The 16,395-nt window shown below is 67.3% G+C and carries 14 protein-coding genes; 5 read left to right on the top strand and 9 right to left on the bottom strand.

The features are described from left to right. Positions 1–45: 45 nt before the first annotated feature. The 7 genes from FSZ13_RS13885 to FSZ13_RS13855 all read right to left on the bottom strand — a co-directional run bounded on the left by FSZ13_RS13885 (position 46) and on the right by FSZ13_RS13855 (position 6,232). Positions 46–1,038, bottom strand: coding sequence for a YheT family hydrolase (locus FSZ13_RS13885; RefSeq protein ID WP_145480690.1), 993 nt, complete (start codon positions 1,036–1,038; stop codon positions 46–48). 4 nt (positions 1,039–1,042) lie between these two features. Continuing rightward, positions 1,043–1,834 carry a lysophospholipid acyltransferase family protein gene (locus tag FSZ13_RS13880; protein ID WP_145480688.1) on the bottom strand — a complete coding sequence of 264 codons (792 nt, stop codon included), beginning with the start codon at positions 1,832–1,834 and terminating at the stop codon, positions 1,043–1,045. Between the two features lie 85 nt (positions 1,835–1,919). Further along, a complete protein-coding gene (locus FSZ13_RS13875) occupies positions 1,920–2,354 on the bottom strand; it encodes a hotdog fold thioesterase (RefSeq protein ID WP_145480686.1) in 435 nt (144 codons plus the stop codon). A gap of 26 nt (positions 2,355–2,380) precedes the next feature. After that, on the bottom strand, positions 2,381–4,483 hold the full coding sequence (locus tag FSZ13_RS13870; protein WP_145480684.1) for a phospholipase D family protein: 2,103 nt from the start codon (positions 4,481–4,483) through the stop codon (positions 2,381–2,383). Beyond that, on the bottom strand, positions 4,480–5,034 hold the full coding sequence (locus FSZ13_RS13865; RefSeq protein ID WP_145481187.1) for a YceI family protein: 555 nt from the start codon (positions 5,032–5,034) through the stop codon (positions 4,480–4,482). The genes FSZ13_RS13870 and FSZ13_RS13865 overlap by 4 nt, the downstream gene beginning before the upstream one ends. Positions 5,035–5,109: 75 nt before the next feature. Next, entirely contained in the window at positions 5,110–5,586 is a 477-nt protein-coding gene (locus FSZ13_RS13860) for a SixA phosphatase family protein (RefSeq protein WP_145480682.1), read from the bottom strand. A gap of 16 nt (positions 5,587–5,602) precedes the next feature. Beyond that, on the bottom strand, positions 5,603–6,232 hold the full coding sequence (locus tag FSZ13_RS13855; RefSeq protein ID WP_145480680.1) for a ParA family protein: 630 nt from the start codon (positions 6,230–6,232) through the stop codon (positions 5,603–5,605). A 130-nt stretch (positions 6,233–6,362) separates the two neighbouring features. Between FSZ13_RS13855 and FSZ13_RS13850 the strand changes: the two genes are divergently transcribed. Next, the gene (locus FSZ13_RS13850) at positions 6,363–7,847 is read left to right on the top strand and encodes an AAA family ATPase (RefSeq protein WP_145480678.1); all 1,485 of its coding nucleotides are present in this window, start codon (positions 6,363–6,365) and stop codon (positions 7,845–7,847) included. A 21-nt stretch (positions 7,848–7,868) separates the two neighbouring features. On the opposite strand, the gene FSZ13_RS13845 is transcribed toward FSZ13_RS13850, so the two are convergent. After that, complete coding sequence (locus tag FSZ13_RS13845) at positions 7,869–8,789, bottom strand: AEC family transporter (protein WP_145480676.1); 921 nt, start codon at positions 8,787–8,789, stop codon at positions 7,869–7,871. 73 nt (positions 8,790–8,862) lie between these two features. Next, positions 8,863–9,501 carry a tetratricopeptide repeat protein gene (locus FSZ13_RS13840; protein WP_145480674.1) on the bottom strand — a complete coding sequence of 213 codons (639 nt, stop codon included), beginning with the start codon at positions 9,499–9,501 and terminating at the stop codon, positions 8,863–8,865. A 161-nt stretch (positions 9,502–9,662) separates the two neighbouring features. On the opposite strand from FSZ13_RS13840, the gene FSZ13_RS13835 reads away from it, so the two are divergent. The 4 genes from FSZ13_RS13835 to FSZ13_RS18760 all read left to right on the top strand — a co-directional run bounded on the left by FSZ13_RS13835 (position 9,663) and on the right by FSZ13_RS18760 (position 16,386). After that, a complete protein-coding gene (locus FSZ13_RS13835; protein WP_145480672.1) occupies positions 9,663–13,361 on the top strand; it encodes an indolepyruvate ferredoxin oxidoreductase family protein in 3,699 nt (1,232 codons plus the stop codon). A 259-nt stretch (positions 13,362–13,620) separates the two neighbouring features. Further along, a complete protein-coding gene (locus FSZ13_RS13830; RefSeq protein ID WP_260844187.1) occupies positions 13,621–14,058 on the top strand; it encodes a helix-turn-helix transcriptional regulator in 438 nt (145 codons plus the stop codon). Then, the gene (locus FSZ13_RS13825; RefSeq protein ID WP_145480668.1) at positions 14,055–15,332 is read left to right on the top strand and encodes a type II toxin-antitoxin system HipA family toxin; all 1,278 of its coding nucleotides are present in this window, start codon (positions 14,055–14,057) and stop codon (positions 15,330–15,332) included. The genes FSZ13_RS13830 and FSZ13_RS13825 overlap by 4 nt, the downstream gene beginning before the upstream one ends. 136 nt (positions 15,333–15,468) lie before the next feature. Further along, on the top strand, positions 15,469–16,386 hold the full coding sequence (locus FSZ13_RS18760; protein ID WP_260844186.1) for a hypothetical protein: 918 nt from the start codon (positions 15,469–15,471) through the stop codon (positions 16,384–16,386). The last annotated feature ends 9 nt before the right edge of the window (positions 16,387–16,395 follow it).

Genomic DNA, 16,395 nt, shown 5'->3' with positions numbered 1-16,395 from the left:
AAACCCCGATTGTAGAACACCGGCGCCGCTGCGCCGGGGCGGCGCTCAGCGCAGCGCTTCCAGGCCCAGGCGCTGGGCCACCCAGCGTTCGGAGAAGCCGTCACCGCGCCAGTTTTCCAGGAAGCCGCAGTGACCTCCCCAGGGCGCGATCTCCAGACGGGCGTGCGCCGGCAGGCGCCAGCCGTCGAAGGTGGCGTAGGGAATCACCGGGTCGTCCTGGGCCATCAGGATGTCGGCCGGTATTTCCAGCCCGGCCAGGCGATCGCCGGCGATCGAATAGCCGTCGAAATAGTCCTGCAGGGTGCCGAATTCGGTGTGGTGCTCGACCAGCCACGCGGTCAGCGCGCGGATGTCCAACTTCAGCACGCGGTCGTCCCAGTCGCCCAGCTCGGGGAACAGGTCGCGCTTGCGGCGCAGCGAGCCGGTCCACTTGCGGCGGAAGTACCAGTCGTACATCGCCGGGCCGTTCTCGATGCTTTCCATGGTGATGGCCGGGTCCAGCACCGGGCATACCGAGGCGACCCGGCGCAACGGCACCCCGGCCGAGGGCGCCCGCAGCGCCAGCCGAAGCACGAAGTTGCCGCCCAGCGAGTAACCGGCCGCCACCAGCGGCAGCTGCGGCCAGCGCGCGGCGATGTCGCCGGCGGCCTGCACCACTTCATCGATGCGGTTGGAGTGGAAGATGCCGGGATTGAGATGGTGGGTGTTGCCGTGGTCGCGGAAGTTCAGCCGCACCACGTCGTACCCGGCGTCGAGCATGCGCGCGGCAGTCATGCGCATGTAGCTGGACTCGGAACTGCCTTCCCAGCCGTGCAGCAGCAGCGCCATGCCGACCGGTTCACGCCCTTCGATGCGGCTGTGCCAGCCCTGCAGGCGCACGCCTTCGCCCCCGTCCAGGATCAGTTCGTCGGTGACCGCGCCGGTAGCCGCAAGCAGCGCGAGCCCGCGCTGCATGCGCATGCGGCTGGAGCTGAGCATCGACTGCAGGTGCGGGTTGCGCAGCCAACGCGGCGGACAGTAGTCGGCAGCGGTCAACATGGCGCTAGGGCGCGGTCATGGCCGCCACGATGCGCGCACGCGAGGTTTCCGCGATGCGGCGACGGCCTTCCAGGTCGTGGCTGCCAATGGGCGCGAGGAAATGTACCTCGGCCCGCCGTGCCGGTTCCCCAAGCAGGCGCAGGAAGTTGGCGAAGAAGCTCTCGCGGGCGCCGAATGCAACGATGGTCTGTGCATTGCCCCGCTCGCCATAGCGCAGCGCCACCGGTTGCACCGGGACATGGGTTTCCACCGCGGCCTGGAAGATGCGGGCGTGGAACGGCCCGACGTCCTGGCCGCCGCGGGTGCGGCCTTCGGGGAACACGCCCACCGCCTTGCCTTCCTGCAGCCGTTCGACCATGACCTGCATGACTCCGCCCAGCGATTCGGTACTGCCACGCTGGTGGAAGATGGTCTGGCCACGTGCGGCCAGCCAGCCCACCACCGGCCAGTCGGCGATCTCGCGCTTGGCCACGAAGCCCATCATGCGCTGGCTGTGCAGCATGCAGATGTCGACCCAGCTGACATGGTTGGCCACGAACAGCACCGCGCCCGGCAGCGGCGTACCGATGCGGTGCAGGCGGAAGCCGAAGATCCACATCAACCCGGCGGACCAGGTGTTCACCAGCAGGTGCTCAAGCGTACGACTGCCCACGCGCAGGTTTCCCCACGGCGGCAGCATGCCGATCAGCAGCAGCGGCAGGAACAGCAGCAGGTGGATGAGCAGCAGGGGAGCGCGGTACAGATAACGGCATACGCGCGCCACGCCGCCACGCGAGGCCGAAGGGGGGGAAGTCATCCGCGAACGATACCCCAGCGCTGCGGGGTCTGCCAGCGGACCGGACGCAATGACCGGCCGATGCCCGGCCAACCGCCAGCGGGGGTCAAGGACGGACCGCCGGCACCACCGCGAGGGTCAGCCGCGAGGTGCAGACCAGCTTGCCGGCCTCGTCTTCGATGCGGATGTCCCACACCTGCGTGCTGCGGCCAACGTGCACGGCCCGCGCGGTGCCGGTGACGGTGCCGCCGCGCTGGGCACGGATGTGGTTGGCGTTGATCTCCAGCCCCACGCAGACCTGCTGGGTGGTGTCCACGCACAGATTGCCGGCACTGCTGCCCAGGGTTTCGGCCAGCACCACCGAGGCGCCGCCATGCAGGATCCCGTATGGCTGGCGGGTGCGCGCGTCGACCGGCATGGTCGCGCTGACCCAGTCCTCGCCCGCGGCAGTGAACACGATGCCCAGGTGTTCGATCAGGGTGTTGCGGCTGAGCGCGTTGAGCGCCTCGATCGAAACCGGTTCGCGGAATACCTGGGCCATGCGGTGTCTCCGTGCAGCGAAAAGAATTACAGGATGGGAACCAGGCCGGCGCCGAACGCGGTGAGCATGCGCACCAGCAGCCACTTCGGGCCGACGTTGACCTCGGGGAAATCGCCCACGGCGGTGTAGCAGCTGTGGAACGCAGGGTCCTGCCGACGCAGCGGTTCGGGGCAGTCCGGGCCCGGCTGGAATTCGTAATCGGTGGCGTAACGCCACGGCCAGAAGTCGAGCACCGGCAGCGCTTCGGAGGCCTTGCCCACGCTGTAATTCAGGCCCGACAGCACCGGCGGCTTGGTGCGCGGCGCCACCACCCAGGAGTTGCTGGGGTGGATGTCGCGCAGGATGCTCTGCGCCAGCGCTTCAGCGAAGGCGGGGTCGTCGATGATGACCGCACCTTCAGTGTTGTAGTTCTCGCTGCGCGGATCGAAGTTGTGGGTACCGATCACGCCGATTCGGCGGTCCACCACCAGCGACTTGGCGTGCAGGCCCATGCGCGCGCCGCTGCGGGTCACCGGCAACGGCTTGTTCACCGCCTTGGTGCCCAGGAACGAGGGGCGGGTTTCGGCGCGCAGCACGCGGCGTTCCACCACGCTGCCATCGGTACGCCGGCGCGCGGCCGGGCCGGGGGTGGGCTGGGGCCGCACGGCCTCGGCGCCGACGCTGGCGTCGCTGGCCTCGACGGCCTCAACGGCCTGGCCGGTGTCCGCGACGGGGCTGTCGGCGTTGCGCCGGTTGCTGCCCCGGCTACCACTGCTGCGTGCGTTGCTGCCCGCCGCGCTGCCGCCCAGCAGGCCGCTGCCGCGGTCGCTGCTGCTCGGCGGGGTGCCCAGCGGCGCCGGCACCAGGTTGCGGTAGTCCACCGGCGCATCCAGCGGGAACGGCTTGTATTCGTAGATGTTGAAGCCCAGCTCGCGCATGTTGCGGCGCTTGTACTTGTAGGACAGCGCGTAGACGATCGGGTTGTCGGTCGCGGCCAGGCTGTTGGTGGACACCACCACGCGCGGCGGCTGTTCGCGTTTGCGCAATGCCTCGAACAGCTTGCGCGCCGGCTTGGACAGCACCAGGTACGGCGTCTGCAGCAGCACTTCGGTCTGCGCGCCGGCGATCAGCGAATCCAGTTGCGGTTCGGTGACGTGCTGGCCGGCCGCCGGTTGGCTTGCCGTTTCGCGGCGGTGCTTGCGCGGCAGGTCGGCCACGTAACGCACCGGGCCTACCCGGAAGGCGGTGTCGACGAACATGCGCTGGATGTAGGCCGGGTCCACGGCCTCGTCCAGCACCTGCTCGACCCGCTCGGGGCGGCGGTACACGGCCGGCGGCATGGTCGGTGCGCCCTGCTTGAGCAGGGTCCGCCCGACGTCGTTCAGGCGCTCGGCCGGCACGCTGCGCGGAGCCTTCCAGAAAGCTTCGAAGTTGGCGGCCATGCCCCGTGCCACCGGGCCGGCCACCACCACGTCGCGGTCGCGGAAGTTGTATTCGCTGTCCCAGTCGTAATAGTCGTCCTGGTAATTGCGTCCGCCGACCACGCCGAGCGCGTCGTCGATCACCAGCAGCTTGTTGTGCATGCGCTGGTTGAAGCGGCGGAAGCAGCACAGCACGCTGCCGGCGTAGTCGGCGTAGTTCAGCTTGGCCTTGCCGAAGGTCGGGTTGTAGACCCGCAACTCGAAATTCTGGTGGCTGCTGGCCAGCGCGCCCAGGATTTCCAGGTCGGAGATCGCCGAGAGCTGGTCGATGAGCACGCGCACCTTGACCCCGCGCCGGGCGGCGGCCAGCAGCTCGTCCAGCACCAGCCGGGCGCTGTCGTCCTTGTCGAAGATGTAGGTCTGCAGGTCGATGCTGCGGGTGGCGCTGCGGATCAGGTTCAGCCGCGCCACCAGGGTGGTTTCGCCCTCGTCCAGGATGGTGGCGTAGTGCCGCGGGGCCCCCTGGGCGGATTCGCTGAAGGCCTGTCCGCCCAGCGCGCGTAGCGGCGAATCCAGGGCGCAGCGGTCCGGTTTGTCGCAATCCACCAGCTGCGAGCGGGCCTGCTGGGCGATGCCGGCCGCCCGGTCGCGCTGCGCGTTCGACAGCGACGCACAGCCGCTGCCAAGCAACAGCGTTGCCAGCAGCAACAGCCGCAGCAGGGGGTTCACGGTTTCGGCGCCTCGAGGAGGCGGGCACGCAATACGAAGGTCACTCGATCACTCAGGGCTAGCTGCCAGCTGTCCATTCCATACCGGCCACGCTGCACGGTACCGCGGCTGACTACGTCGCAATCATACCCGGCCCGGGGGCAGGCCGCCGGTTCCACCCTCAGGACTTCCGGGTGGGACACCCCGCGCAGGATCAGCTGGCCCTCGATCACGCCGCCCTGGTGGACCGGGTCGGGCCAGTAGGGCTTGGAGTCGAACTCGACCACCGGGTAGCGGTTGGCGTCGAAGAACTCCTCGCCACGCATCCAGGCGGTATAGCGGTCCTTGCCGGGAATCTCCACGTAGCGGCTGAACATGCGCAGATGGACCTGGTGGCGGCCGTCCTGCAGCACGTCGACCCGGCCTTCAAAACGCGGGAACACGCCCTCGATCCGCTGGCCCAGGCGGGTGCGGATCTCGAAGCCGAAGTGGGACCGCGCCGCATCCACGTGCAGCACCTGCTGGGGCGGCTGGGCGGCTGCGGCCAGCGGATTGGTGGAAGCACCGGACATCGGCGGTTCGGCAAAGGCCGGGCCCGCCGCCAGCCCGAGCAGACAGCCCAGCAGGATGCGTACTGCTTTCACGGCTTACGGCCACCAGAATGCGGTCAGCTCGGCTACGCCCGGTTCGATGCTGCGTTCCTTCGGGAATTGCAGTACAGCGACCCCGCCCGGGGCCATGCCGCGGTAGTCCCCGGTCCTGCCGTCGGCCATCAACGCCACCAGCTGTTCCAGCCCGGGGTTGTGCCCGACCAGCATGAGCCGGTCCACGTCGCGATGGGCGTCGACCAGCTCGGCCAGCGTTCCCGGGGTGGCCTCGTAGACCCGGTCTTCCAGTTTCTGTTCCACGTAGCCGGTGATGCCCAGTACCGCTTCCAGCGTTTCGCGGGTACGTCGCGACGGCGAACTCACCACGCAGTCGGGCAGCAGATTGTTTTCTTTCAACCACTTGCCGGCGCGTTCGGCTTCGGCCAGCCCGACGGGTGACAGCGGGCGGTCGAGGTCGGCCTGTCCGGTACTGGCCGGTTCGGCATGGGCGTGGCGCAACAGGATCAGTTCTCGCATGGGGTTCTCTTCTGGCTCAGGCTTTCTTCAACCACTGCAGCAGTGGCTCCCAGTCACTCTGGTGCTCGCGCACCTGCGCGGAGCGGTAATCGAACAGGCTTCGGCCCAGGCCGGTCATCACCACGTACCCCTGGGTGTCGCGCAGCCGCGCCACCACCGGGTAGGGCCATTCCTCGAGCATCTGCTCGGCCTGGCGTGAGGTCTGGGTCCACGGTTTGGTGCGGTTGAGCACCAGCCCAACCGGCAGCTTGCGCTTGTGCACCCTCGGCACCTTGGACAGGCTGTTGAGGAAGCCGACGATGGCTTCGATGTCCAGCGCCGACGGCAGCACCGGCACCACCACCGCGTCGGCGACGTCCAGGAAGCCCTCGAGCTCACCCGCGCGGGCCCCGGCCGGGGCATCGATGATCAGAACCTCGGTGTCGTCGGGCACCTTCTTCAGCGGGTTCCTGCCGCTGGCGTCGATGGGCAGTACCGCGCTTTCCAGCCCGGCGCGACGTTCGGCCCAGCGGGTGCTGGAGCCCTGCGGGTCGGCGTCGGCCAACACGGTCCGTTTGCCGGCCAGGGCGGCCTGCGCCGCCAGGTGGGTGGCAATGGTGGATTTGCCCACCCCACCCTTGGAACCGGCTACCAGGATCGTCTTCATGCCAGCCTCGCTTCCGGGGAACGAGTCCCGAGCGTACACCGCCGGTTGTGATGGAGATAGTCGCGCGGCTGAACCCCTGCACCGCCCGGTGCTTTGCTATCGTGCGCGATCCAAAGGAATGCATGCCGGCATGAGCGAGTTACAGGACCTGAGCGCGTTGATCCGCGCCAACACCCCGCTGATCGTGATCGAGACCCAGGATGAGGGTCGCATCGTGGACCTGTTCCGGCAGACCCTGATGCACGTGTGGCGGGCCCTGCACCGCTGGTCGATCACCGAGGGCCTGCGCCGGATCGACATGGACCGCGAGGATGACGCGGTGGGCCCGCCCGACGCCAGTTCCGCGCTGCAGATGATCCGCCAGGCCGACCAGCGCGGTATCTACCTGCTGCTCGATTTCCACCCGTACCTGGGGTATGCCAGCCACCAGCGTGCGCTGCGCGACCTGATCCAGCGCCGCCACTGCGAGGCCCACGTGCTGGTGCTGGTGGGCGCCAAGGTGGAGTTGCCGGCCGAGCTGGAGGCCCTGGCCACCCGCTTCAACCCGCGCCTGCCCGACCCCAACGCCCTGCTGAAGATGCTGCGCGAGGAAGTGGCGGACTACGCGCGCGAGAACGGCGGCCGCCGCGTGGAAGTGGACAACGACGCGGTCAGGCAGATCCTGCACAACCTGCGTGGCCTGAGCCTGGTCGATGCGCGCCGGATCGCCCGCCAGCTGGTGTTCGCCGACGGCGCGATCAGCCAGGACGACCTGCCGCAGCTGGCCAGGCTGAAGTTCGAGCTGCTCAACCGCGCCGGGCACCTGCATTACGAATACGACACCACCCGTTTCTCGGACGTGGCCGGGGCCAACCGGCTCAAGCGCTGGGTCAACCAGCGCCGCGCGGTGTTCTTGGGCGGCCAGGGCCCGGCCGGGCTGGACCCGCCCAAGGGCATGCTGCTGCTGGGCGTGCAGGGCTGCGGCAAGTCGATGCTGGCCAAGGCCACCGCCGCCGGCTTCGGGGTGCCGCTGCTGCGCCTGGACTTCGGCAGCCTGTACGACAAGTTCCACGGCGAAACCGAGAAGAACCTGCGCGATGCGCTGGCGTCGGCCGAGCAGCTGGCGCCGTGCGTGCTGTGGATCGACGAGATCGAGAAAGGCCTGGCCAGCGGGGGCGAGGACGGCGGGGTGTCGCGGCGGGTGCTGGGGCACCTGCTGACCTGGCTGGCCGAGCGCAAAGGCATGGTGTTCATCGTGGCCACCGCCAACCAGGTGCATGAGCTGCCGGCCGAGCTGCTGCGCAAGGGTCGCTTCGACGAAATCTTCTTCGTTGACCTGCCCGACCCCAACACCCGGGTGGAACTGCTGCGCCTGCACCTGGGCCGGCGCCAGCTCAACGCCGACGACTTCGCGCTGTCCGCGCTGGCTGCGGCCAGCGACGGTTTCTCGGGTGCGGAGATCGAACAGGCGGTGGTGGCCGGGCTGTACGCGGCGCATGCCGAGCAGCGCACGCTGGACACCGACCTGCTGATGGCCGAGATCCGCGGCAGCCGGCCGTTGTCGGTGCTGATGGCCGAGCAGGTGACCGCGCTGCGCGAGTGGGCCCGGGGCCGTACGGTAAGCGCGGACGAATGACGCGCAACCCGGCAGGGCCGGTCAGGAACTCGCGATGCGATCCAGCACCCATACCCACGCCGGCAGCGTCGCCAGCGACAGCAGGATGCCGTACCCCACCATCGCCGCCGCCAGCCGCGGAGCCAACCGGTGCGAGATCGCCAGCGCGGCGGCGGTGATCATGCTCGGCATCGCCGATTCCAGCACGTTGACCTGCAGCATCTGCCCCTGCAGCCCGAACGCCCACGCGATCGGCAGCGCCAGCGCCGGCATCACCACCAGCTTGAGCAGCAGGCCGACGCCCAGCGGCGTGAGCTCGTCACGCGACAGCCGCAGGCGGATCGACAACCCCACCGCCAGCATCACTAGCGGCAGCATCGCGTCAGCCAGCTGCTTCAGGCCGGCGCCGATCCACGCCGGCGGCTGCACCGGCATCAGCGTCAGCGCGAACAGCAGTGCCCACAGCGGCGGAAACCCGGCGATGCGTTTCAGGACCTGGCGTGCGCTGGGCGGCGTATCGCCGCTGTAGCGCGCGATCACGTACAGCCCGAACGTGGACAACAGCACGAAGGTGCCGAACTGGTCGTACACCACTGCGTAGGGCAACGCGTGGTCGCCGAGCAGCGCGCGCACCATCGGGTAGCCGATGAAACTGGAATTGGCCAGCGCCACGCAGATCAGCAGGACAGCATGCACGTCGCGGGCGAAGCCGAACACGCGCGTGGCCAGCCCCACCAGCACCAGGGTGGCGACCATCAACAGCCATGGCGTGAGCATCAGCCCGACCAGGCTGGTGTCCAGCTGCAGGCGTGGCACGTAGGTCAGCACGGCCGCCGGCAGGCACACCAGCAGCACCACGCGGTTGAGCACTTCGGCACTGCTGTCGGGCAACGCGCGCAGGCGCGAGAACAGCATGCCCAGGCCGAGCATGGTGAGGATCAGGGCGAATGCATCGAAGGCCATCGCAGCAGCCTAGCCGAACCCGGCGCGGCACCGGCCTCGACCATGGTCGAAGCCGACGCGGGCAATCAACGCATCACGGCCAGGCCGGGGGTTGCGCCGCCCACGCCTGCTGTACTTCGGCCAGGCTGGCGCGCTCACTGTCGCGCCAGGTCGGCAGCAGCTGCGCGTACGCCGTGCTGGTGCTCCAGCGCTGCGGTTCGGTGCGCACGGCTGCGGCATACCACTTCACCGCCTCGTCCTTGCGACCGAGCGTCCACAACGCCAACGCATAGGTCGGCGGCACCCAGGACGCATTGCCACGCAGACCCTGCTGGGCGCTGTGCCACTGCGCCAGCGCCGCTTCGGCATCGCCCTGGCGGAACAGGTCCCAGCCATGGTTCCAGCGCACCATGCGCCCCGCCGTCGTAGTAAGCGATGTGTTTTTTTCGGCATCGGCATACAACTCGCGGCCCAACTCCGGACGGCCCTGTGCGTAAGCCACGCTGGCCAGCTGCACGGTGGCGTCGAGCGCCTTGCGGCCGCGTTCGCGCTGCTTCATCAGCTGGTCGACCAGGTCCGCGCTGTCGGCAGACACGACCACCGGCGCAACCGCCGCCACGTCGTCGTCGAAATAGAACTCCTGCAGCGTCGGCAGCGATTGCGCCGACACCCCGAACACCGTCATCCCCGCCGCCAGCACCATGCCGGTCAGCCTGTTTCTTCCCACTGCCATAAAAACTCCCCCAGGTTGTCACACAACCTCCCGTCCCGATCCTAACCCCAGCACGGCCCTGGATGCGAGTCCTGAAGGGTGGAAATTGCCCGACTGTTACAATCCCACCCCTTCCGGCCGCCCTTCGCAGCGGCCCTGCCAGCCGTCAGCACGGGCCAGCCATGACCAGTACCGCCGAACTCACCTCGCCTTCGTCCGCCAACCTGCCGGCCCCGCCGCTGGACGACAGCTACACGCTGGACCACAAGTACACCCGTACCGATGGCCGCATTTACCTGAGCGGGGTGCAGGCGCTGGTGCGCCTGCCGCTGATGCAGCAGCTGCGCGACCAGGCTGCCGGGCTGGACACCGCCGGCTTCATCAGCGGGTACCGCGGCAGCCCGCTGGGCGGTTTCGACCTGGAGCTGTGGCGGGCACGCACGCACCTGGAGGCGGCCCGGGTCAAGTTCACCCCTGGCCTCAATGAAGACCTGGGCGCGACCATGGTCTGGGGCACGCAGCAGACCAACCTGTTCCCGGGCGCTAAGGTCCAGGGCGTGTACGGCATGTGGTACGGCAAGGGCCCGGGTGTGGACCGCTGCGGCGATGTGTTCAAGCATGCCAACGCCGCCGGCACCTCGGTGCACGGCGGGGTACTGGCGCTGGCGGCCGACGACCACGCCTGCCGCAGTTCGACCCTGCCGCACGGCAGCGAGGATGAGTTCGTCAGCGCGATGATGCCGGTGCTGAACCCGGCCGGCGTGCAGGACATCCTGGACATGGGCCTGCTCGGCTGGGCGATGAGCCGCTATACCGGGCGCTGGATCGGCTTCAAGACCATCGCCGAGACGGTGGAGTCGTCCGCATCGGTGCAGGTGGATCCGTTCGCGCGCCGCATCGTGCTGCCCGAGGACTTCGAGATGCCTGCCGGCGGCCTCAACATCCGCTGGCCCGACCCGCCGCTGGACCAGGAAATGCGCCTGCACCGCTATGCGGTCAAGGCCGCGCAGGCGTTCGCGCGCGCCAACGGCATCGACCGGGTGGTGATGGATTCGCCGCGTGCGCGGCTGGGCATCGTCACCACCGGCAAGAGCTACCTGGACGTGCTGCAGGCGCTGGAGTACCTGGGCCTGGACGAACGCGCCTGCGCCGACATCGGCATCCGCGTGTACAAGGTCGGCATGACCTGGCCGCTGGAACCGGAAGGCATCGCGCGTTTCGCGCAGGGCCTGGAAGACATCGTGGTGGTGGAGGAGAAGCGCGCCTTCATCGAGCGCCAGATGAAGGAGCAGTTCTTCAACTGGCCGTCCAGCTGGGGCCAGCGCCCGTCCATCGTCGGCAAGTACGACGAAGCGGGCCAGTGGATCCTGCCGTCCACCAACGAACTGACCCCGGCGACCATTGCCGGGGTGATCGGTCGCCGCATCCAGAAGTTCTTCAGCAACGAATCGATCGAACAGCGCCTGCGCTGGATGGACGCCAAGGAAGCCGAGCTTGCGTTGCCGCGCGCCAGCTTCCCGCGCGTGCCGCATTACTGCTCCGGCTGCCCGCACAATACCTCCACCCGGGTGCCGGAAGGCTCGCGTGCGCTGGGCGGCATCGGCTGCCATTACATGGTCACCTGGATGGACCGCAGCACCGACACCTTCACCCACATGGGCGGGGAAGGCGTCACCTGGGCCGGGCAGGCCGCGTTCACCGATACCGAGCACGTGTTCCAGAACCTCGGCGACGGCACCTATTTCCACAGCGGTTCGCTGGCGATCCGCCAGGCGATCGCCGCCGGGGTCAACATCACCTACAAGATCCTCTACAACGACGCGGTGGCGATGACCGGCGGCCAGCCGGTGGACGGCACCCTGACCGTGCCGCAGATCGCCCACCAGATGCGCGCCGAGGGCGTGCAGACGATCGTGCTGGTGAGCGACGAGATCGGCAAGTGGAACAAGCGCGAGCTGTTCCCCGAAGGCGTGGAATTCCACGACCGCGCCGAGCTGGATGCGGTGCAGAAGCAGCTGCGCGAAGTGAAGGGCACCAGCATCCTTATCTACGAACAGACCTGCGCCACCGAGAAGCGCCGCCGCCGCAAGCGCGGCAAGCTGGTCGACCCGCCCAAGCGCGTGGTGGTCAATTCGCTGGTCTGCGAGGGGTGCGGCGACTGCGGGCAGAAGAGCTTCTGCGTGTCGGTACTGCCGAAGGAAACCGAGTTCGGGCGCAAGCGCGACATCGACCAGTCCAACTGCAACAAGGACTATTCGTGCACCACCGGCTTCTGCCCCAGCTTCGTCACCGTGCACGGCGGCAAGCCGCGCAAGGGCGCGCGCAGCGACCGCAGCGACCTGCTGCAGAACCTGCCGGCGCCGACCTTCCGCACCGCCCTTGAGCAGCCCTGGAACATCCTGATCACCGGCGTCGGTGGCACCGGCGTGGTGACCATCGGTGCACTGCTGGGCATGGCCGGACACCTGGAAGGCAAGGGTGCCAGCGTGCTCGACCAGACCGGCCTGGCCCAGAAGGGCGGCGCGGTCACCACCCATATCCGCATCGCACGCACGCCGGAAGACATCCACGCGGTGCGCATCGCTGCCGGCGAAGCCGACCTGGTGCTCGGCTGCGACATGGTGGTGGTCAACGACTACTGGGCGCTGTCGAAGGTCCGCGCCGAGCGCTCGCAAGTGGTGCTCAATACCTATGAAGCCATGCCGGGCACCTTCACCACCCGCCCGGACATGCAGTTCCCCGCCGCCGACATCATCGCCGGCATCCGCGTGGCGCTGGGCGGGCGCGAGCCGCTGCTGCTGGACGCCACCCAGCTGGCGACCGCGCTGCTGGGCGATGCGATCGCGTCCAACCTGTTCATCCTGGGCTATGCCTGGCAGCAGGGCCTGGTGCCGATCTCGTTCGAGGCGCTGATGCGCGCGGTAGAGCTCAACGGCGCGGCGGTGCAGATGAACCAGCAGGCGTTCGCCTGGGGCCGTCTGGCCGCGGTGGACCCGCAGGCGGTGCAGCAGGCCGCCGGCCTTGTCCGCAACGGCCACACCGATGCCGAGCGCACCCCGGGCCCGCTGCACGACCTGCCGCCGGGCGAGTGGGAGGGCAACGAATGGGGCGCCACCGCCGCGCCCCGCGAGACCGGCGACGAGCGCGAACTGCGTGGCCTGCCCGGGCATGGCGGCGGTGGCGAGGTGGCGTTCCTGCCGCTGGACGACGAACGCCTGTCGCGTTCGCTGGACGAGCTGGTGGAGCGCCGCGTGCGCTTCCTCACCGAGTATCAGGATGCAGCGTATGCCGCGCGCTACCGCGCGCTGGTCGACCGCGTGCGCGGGGTGGAATGGGACAAGGCCGGCAGCACCGCGCTGACCGAGACCGTGGCGCGTTATTACTTCAAGCTGATGGCCTACAAGGACGAGTACGAAGTGGCGCGCCTGTACACCAGCGGCGAATTCCAGCGCCGGCTGCAGCAGCAGTTCGAGGGCGACTTCGAAGTGCGCTTCCACCTCGCCCCGCCGCTGTTTGCGAAGAAGGACGAGCAGGGCCGGCTGATCAAACAGGAATACGGGCCGTGGATGCTCAAGGCGTTCGGCCTGCTGGCGAAGTTGAAGTTCCTGCGCGGTGGCACGTTCGACATCTTCGGGCGTACCGAAGAGCGCCGGGGCGAGCGACAGCTGATCGCCGATTACGAGCAGACCGTGGCGTTGCTGCTGGAAGGGCTGAGCGACGACCGCGTGGCGCTGGCGGTGGAGATTGCCAGCATCCCCGAGCACATCCGCGGCTATGGCCACGTCAAGGAAGCGCACCTGCACAAGGCCAAGGCACGCGAAGCCACGCTGCTGGCGCAGTGGCGCAACCCGAAGGCACTGCATATCGTGCAGGTGGCTTAGCGCGCTGGGGAAGGCAACGCATACGTTGCGTATGCGGAAGGCAATCTACAGGTTGCCTCATGCCCCCGATACCTTCATCGTGAAGTCACCGAACGCCGACATTTTCTCCATGTCGTCGTTCGGTGACTCGTGGCTCACTGTAAGCGATCGGCTACATAACGATAGCAAGTACAGATGAAACGGCCCGTCTTAATTGACATGTAAGCGTTCGCATACACTTGCAAAGGTGTGTTCGCTCGCTTACATTTTCGACATGCCTATGTTCAAGACCCCAGAAGATGTCGGCAATATCATCCGTCAGCGTCGCAAGGCGCTGGGATGGGACCAAGCGCGCCTGGCCGCCGAATCCGGCGTCAGCCGCCAATGGGTCGTGGATATCGAGAAGGGCAAGCCGCGTGCAGAGCTGCAGCTGGTGTTGCGGGTAATGAACGTGCTCGGCCTGAGGCTCGCAGCCGCAGATCCGCAAACGGAAGCCGCCCGCATCGCCATCCCGGCCGCGGGGCTGGACGACATCCTTGACCGCCACCGCGCGGTTCCTGCGGCATCACAACAACAGAAAGACCCGCATCGCCTGCCGCTGTCGTATGCCCAGATCCTTGAACGCGCACGCGCTGCCACCGGCCACCAGGGCACGGCGGAACCACCGAGCGTCCATGAAACGCCGCAGTTGTACGCCGGCAAGCGGAAACCAAAATGAGCCTTCACGTTCTGATGCAAGGTGTACCCATGGGTACGTTGCGTCAGGATGCGCACGGCAACCCGCATTTCACGTACACCCCTGAATGGCAGGGCGCGGACGGTGCCTTCCCGCTGTCGCTGTGCCTGCCGCTCACCGCAGCCACCCACGCGCCCGGCACCGTAGCGGCGGTGACGTGGGGACTGCTGCCCGACAACGACAACACGCTCCAAGGCTGGGCGTCTCGTTTCCACGTATCGCCACGCAATCCGGTTTCCCTGCTTGCACACGTGGGCGAAGACTGCGCAGGCGCTGTCCAGTTCGTCGCATCCGAGCGCGTTGAAGCGGTCATCGCAGGCGAGGCCGACGGCATCGAACCCTTGAGCGATGCGCAGGTCGCCGCGCGCCTTTCGCAGGTGCGGCGCGACGTCGGCAGTGGTCGCTGGCTTGGCGATATTGGCCAGTTCAGTCTCGCCGGCGCGCAGGCCAAGATTGCATTGCTGAAAACGGCGGACGGCTGGGCGGTGCCCAGCGGACGTATTCCCACAACGCACATCCTCAAGCCCCCCGGCAGTGACTACAACGGCTTCGTCGAGAACGAGATGTTCTGCCTGCGCCTTGCCCGCGCCATGGGCATGCCGGCGGCGTTCTCCGAGAAGATCGAGATGGACGGAGAATCCGCCATCTGCGTGGAACGCTATGACCGCAAGCGTACCGCCGACGGATGGATCCGCATCCACCAGGAGGACTTCTGCCAGGCGCTTGGCGTCATGCCGCAGATCAAGTACCAGAACCAGGGCGGACCGGGCGCCGCTGACCTTGCAGATGTCCTGTGGCAACACGCCAGCCATCCGAAAGAAGACGTGGAGATGCTGTTCCGGGCCTTGGTGTTCAACTATCTGATTGGCGGAACCGATGCACACGCCAAGAACTACTCGCTGCTTCTGGATAGCGAACAGGTGCGCCTGGCGCCGCTTTACGACATCTCCAGCGCACTCCCCTACCCGCAGTTGCAGAAGCGGAAGATAAAGCTCGCCATGAAAGTCGGCAGCCACTATCGCTGGTGGGACATCACGCTTCGCGATTGGCAGGCTACCGCCACCGCCATGCGCCTGACCCCGGCCGTTGCGATGGAGATGCTGGCCAGCATGGCGCTCGAACTTCCCCGCGTGGCCGAGGAGCAGCGCCTGCAGTTGGAAGACGAGGGCATCCTACACCCCGTTCTGGAAACACTGGTCCAGGAGATCGCCTCCAGCTGCCAGCGCTGCCTGGCCAGATTTTCCACGGAAGCCTGATCGCCCGCAGCGCCACGCGCGGAGGCCCATCGACCGGCAATGCCAGCCGATCGAGGTCGAATGCGTCAGCCAGTAACACCGGCGGCCGCAGGCTCGTCTATGATCGGGCGACGACAGGGATGATCGGAGGCGGGCGATGGACGACGACAGGAAACTGCGCGGGCACCGGGTCCTGAAGCCTCAGGACGCCTTACACGACGCCCAGCTGCTCCGCGACGTGGCAATCATCAACACACAGACGAAAGAAGCACTCGGGGCACTGCCACCGGGTGGTTTACCGATCCTGCGCAAACGCAGGCCGCTTCCGCTGTTGCCAGAAGCACCGATGCCCGCTGGCCGCGATGATGAGGAAAGTGCGATGCCGAAGATTCCGATGCAGGTTGCCGCCGTCGCCAGCCTGGCGCTGGCCGCCTGCGCCACGCCCGGGGCAGCAACGCCCACGGCCACACAGATGCAGGAGGACGTGCCGGTGTCGTCAGTCCGCTATACCTATCCTGAGACGCCGGTATTGACCAGCGGTGAGCTGGTGTCCGAGGGCGATCCCGCCATCTCGGCGAAGATGAACTACAAGCCGGTGGAATGGCCGCTGCGCTTTGAGAAGCATAGCTTCGGCCCGCGCTGCTACGACACGCTTGAATGCCATGTGATCTACGACAACTTCAAGTTTGGCGGGGACAAGCCTACGAGGTCATCGGCGTCCTATGGCCCAGATTACCTCAAGGGTTGGAACGGCAGCTACGGCGCGGTTCCCAACTTTCCGTCTGCCGCCAAGGTGATCTGGCGTTCCAAGGATGGAAGTGCGCACAAGGCCGAGATTGATATTGGAGAAATCTTCAAGGATCAACTGATGCGCCATTTCGTACCTCGTGAGGAAGCCGCTGATCTGCCTAATGGAAAGAATGAAAGCCCGCCGTCAATCCTCCTGGAGGTGAATGATCGCGTGATTCGCGTTTACATGGTGGCGTCAGTGCCAACGAAGCACCTTCAGACGCCCGGCAATCGATACAGCACCTCGCGCCGCGACCTTGTATTGGTAAAGACGTATACCTATTGAGCAAATGGA

The sequence above is a fragment of the Stenotrophomonas rhizophila genome, from assembly GCF_007667275.1.
Lineage (GTDB): Bacteria > Pseudomonadota > Gammaproteobacteria > Xanthomonadales > Xanthomonadaceae > Stenotrophomonas > Stenotrophomonas maltophilia_AE.
This window is presented reverse-complemented; position numbering and strand designations above follow the sequence as displayed.

What these genes read in the sequence shown, in the direction of transcription:
- FSZ13_RS13885 (WP_145480690.1), bottom strand. Translation starts at nt 1,038, where the DNA reads ATGTTGACCGCTGCCGACTACTGTCCGCCGCGTTGGCTGCGCAACCCG.
- FSZ13_RS13880 (WP_145480688.1), bottom strand. Translation starts at nt 1,834, where the DNA reads ATGACTTCCCCCCCTTCGGCCTCGCGTGGCGGCGTGGCGCGCGTATGC.
- FSZ13_RS13875 (WP_145480686.1), bottom strand. Translation starts at nt 2,354, where the DNA reads ATGGCCCAGGTATTCCGCGAACCGGTTTCGATCGAGGCGCTCAACGCG.
- FSZ13_RS13865 (WP_145481187.1), bottom strand. Translation starts at nt 5,034, where the DNA reads ATGTCCGGTGCTTCCACCAATCCGCTGGCCGCAGCCGCCCAGCCGCCC.
- FSZ13_RS13860 (WP_145480682.1), bottom strand. Translation starts at nt 5,586, where the DNA reads ATGCGAGAACTGATCCTGTTGCGCCACGCCCATGCCGAACCGGCCAGT.
- FSZ13_RS13855 (WP_145480680.1), bottom strand. Translation starts at nt 6,232, where the DNA reads ATGAAGACGATCCTGGTAGCCGGTTCCAAGGGTGGGGTGGGCAAATCC.
- FSZ13_RS13850 (WP_145480678.1), top strand. Translation starts at nt 6,363, where the DNA reads ATGAGCGAGTTACAGGACCTGAGCGCGTTGATCCGCGCCAACACCCCG.
- FSZ13_RS13845 (WP_145480676.1), bottom strand. Translation starts at nt 8,789, where the DNA reads ATGGCCTTCGATGCATTCGCCCTGATCCTCACCATGCTCGGCCTGGGC.
- FSZ13_RS13840 (WP_145480674.1), bottom strand. Translation starts at nt 9,501, where the DNA reads ATGGCAGTGGGAAGAAACAGGCTGACCGGCATGGTGCTGGCGGCGGGG.
- FSZ13_RS13835 (WP_145480672.1), top strand. Translation starts at nt 9,663, where the DNA reads ATGACCAGTACCGCCGAACTCACCTCGCCTTCGTCCGCCAACCTGCCG.
- FSZ13_RS13830 (WP_260844187.1), top strand. Translation starts at nt 13,621, where the DNA reads ATGTTCAAGACCCCAGAAGATGTCGGCAATATCATCCGTCAGCGTCGC.
- FSZ13_RS13825 (WP_145480668.1), top strand. Translation starts at nt 14,055, where the DNA reads ATGAGCCTTCACGTTCTGATGCAAGGTGTACCCATGGGTACGTTGCGT.
- FSZ13_RS18760 (WP_260844186.1), top strand. Translation starts at nt 15,469, where the DNA reads ATGGACGACGACAGGAAACTGCGCGGGCACCGGGTCCTGAAGCCTCAG.